Below are 2,861 nucleotides of genomic sequence, written 5' to 3'. Positions count from 1 at the left end.
CCCTATTCATATAACCTGCATAGGTTACCCCTATACCACGGGGCTTAAAGCCATGGATTATGCTTTTGCAAGCAGTTTAATACCAAACATTGAATACCAGCAACAGCATTGGACAGAAAAATTTATTATTACTCCCGAAAAGCCAAAAAATGTACGGCCAGTTAGAAGTGCCAGCATAAGTGAGCCGCCTGCAAAGCTTGCCGCTACTCGCAATGGCCTGTTTACTTACGCCAGCTTAAACCGCTTTAGTAAAATAAATACTGGTGCACTGAATGCTTGGGTCAGCATTTTAAATAGCACGACTAATACTAAACTTTTATTGGGCAACGTAGAAACAGAACAAGAGCAAGAAATCATTAGCTTTTTTACTAAGCAAGGCATAGCAGCAGAGCGTTTAATCTTAAAGCCTAGAATGAATACTCAAGATTACATGCAGCTTTTTAACCAGATAGATTTAATTTTAGACACTTGGCCCTATGGCGGCGGTACTACCACTAATAATGCATTATCAATGGGTGTGCCGGTGCTTTCTATTATGGGCGATCACCCAGTGGAAGCTTTGCTTAACACCATTAACCGTGCTTTAAATTTAGAGCAGTTTTTAGTAAAAGATGTAACCGACTACATTCAGCAAGCCATTGCTTGGTCGACTAACCTTGAAGAATTACAAGCTTGCCGTACTGAAATTTTAAGCCGCCCTGAAGAAACCGCTAAAATTTTAGAAGAAAACCCAGCAGAAAGAACCCTGAGCCTAGCCTTGCGTATGGCTTGGCAGCGTTGGTGTGCTGGGCTTCCTGCCGCTTCTTTTCGGTTGCCTGAAAAAAATTAATTATTTTCCTAAAGTTTCTTTAAGATAGGTCGAAATAGTAAACAAGAGCAGGCCTTACCGAATTGTTGTTGGTGAAGCCTAATTTAAATCAAAGGAGAAACACCATGGCTTTAGTCATTAATAGCAACATCGCTTCAATGCAAGCACAAAAGAACTTGTCTAACACCCAGCAGCAGCAGTCGGTTACTTTCCAGCGTTTGTCGACGGGTTTACGTATTAACTCGGCAAAAGATGATGCGGGTGGTTTGTTTCTAGCTGAAGCACAAACAAAAGACATCCGTGGTTTGAACATGGCAACCCGTAATGCGGGCGACGGCATTTCAATGGCACAAACGGCTGAAGGTGCTTTAGACCAAATTGGTAAAAACCTACAGCGTGTTAACGAACTAGCCATTCAGTCGGCGAACGGTTCTTACAACGATGCAGCCCGTGGCAGTTTGCAAAAAGAAGTTGACGAACTAACCCAAGAAATTAACCGCATTGTTGAAACTACGGAGTTTAACGGTCAGAAATTGCTAAGCAAAGATGCAACGCAAACTGATTTACAAATTGGTTTCAAAAACGATGCCGGTTCTATCATTAAAACTGGCCTTGAAGGTGGTTTAGTTGCTCAGGGTTCTGCTGCTAAGTTCACTTTTGAAGGTGCAAGCCAAACTTACTTCAACAAAGACCAAGCCAATGCAGCGGGTCAGCTAGAACTTTCTAAAAACTTCTTGAAAGACAGTAAAAACCCAGCAACTTTAATTGCTGCTCCTGCGTATACTGCGAAAACTCTCACACAGTTAGCAAGCGGTTCAGATACTTCAAAAGAAATTGCAGAAGGCATGAAGCAGCTAGGCAATGGTGAATCATTCACCGTTGATGGCATGACGTTTAGCCGCCAACAGCAAGGCCACGGCGACACGGCTGGCCAGCAGTTAAAAATTGAATTCAATGGCAATGAAACCACCGTTAGTGGTGCATGGACTGCTGGTGGTGTATACACTCCAGGTGCAACGATTTCAGCTGACAATATGACTGACTTGTTTGGTACTAATGCTGTTAGTTCAGCTAACTACCCGTTGGCCAATGATTACTTTGGTACAGGGTCAGCAAATGTAACAGGCAATGCAACTACGTTCTCAGTTGCTGATTTAAAAGCGTTTGATGAAGGTTTACTTTCTGCTTTAAAAGACGGTGAAAGTGCAGAACTAGACGGTGTAACTTTTACACGTAACAAAGAAGCTTTAGACATGAACTCGGTCAATGGCAGTTCAGTTGTTAGCATCGCTGGTGTATTTAAAGCAAATGGTGAGACAGGCTTTTCAAGCGCTGGTTCGCAAAATTTTGCTGCGGCTGGAGACATTAATACACTTTTTAACAGTTCAGCCAAAGAAGTCGGCACTATGGCAGACTTGCTAACGGGTGACTTATCGGCCACTAAAGTAATCGACATTAGCAGCCAAGCTAGCGCCAGAGAAGCCATTGATTTCACACGTGATTCAATCGACTTAATCTCTGAACTGCGTGCGACCTTTGGTGCGGTTCAAAACCGTTTTGAAGCCGTGATTGCTGGTAACGATACTTACACTGAAAACTTGTCTGCAGCACGTAGCCGTGTTCAAGATGCCGACTTTGCATCTGAAACGGCTAACCTTGCTAAGCAGCAAGTGCTACAGCAAGCCGGTGTTTCTATCCTAGGTCAGGCTAACGCCACAGGCCAATCGGTACTAGGTTTGCTATAAGCTTTAAGCTAACGAGTAAAGCAAGACCCAAACCCTCAGCCTTCTGGCTGGGGGTTTTTTGTTTGTTTTTTTACTTGTAAGAAAAAACTTGGCTTTTTATGCTAAAGTTTCACTAAGTTAGGTCGAACTAATGAGTAGCAGGTTAAATTCTAGTGCAATAAAGGGTTTAGCCTAATTTAAACCAAAGGAGAAACACCATGGCTTTAGTCATTAATAGCAACATCGCTTCCTTGCAAGCACAAAAGAACTTGTCTAACACCCAGCAGCAGCAGTCGGTTACTTTCCAGCGTTTGTCGACGGGTTTACGT

Annotated in this window: 2 protein-coding genes; both read left to right on the top strand. The window is 43.0% G+C overall.

The features are described from left to right. Positions 1-829, top strand: an 829-nt coding sequence (locus Q0017_RS13640) for a hypothetical protein (RefSeq protein ID WP_298147984.1), incomplete at its 5' end; no start/stop codon positions are given. Positions 830-933: 104 nt separating this feature from the next. After that, on the top strand, positions 934-2,553 hold the full coding sequence (locus Q0017_RS13635) for a flagellin (RefSeq protein ID WP_298147981.1): 1,620 nt from the start codon (positions 934-936) through the stop codon (positions 2,551-2,553). The last annotated feature ends 308 nt before the right edge of the window (positions 2,554-2,861 follow it).

This window comes from uncultured Acinetobacter sp. (genome assembly GCF_947624825.1).
In the GTDB taxonomy this organism is placed as follows: Bacteria; Pseudomonadota; Gammaproteobacteria; order Pseudomonadales; family Moraxellaceae; genus Acinetobacter.
The sequence above is the reverse complement of the archived record's forward strand: the minus strand, read 5'-3'. Positions and strand labels throughout refer to the sequence as shown.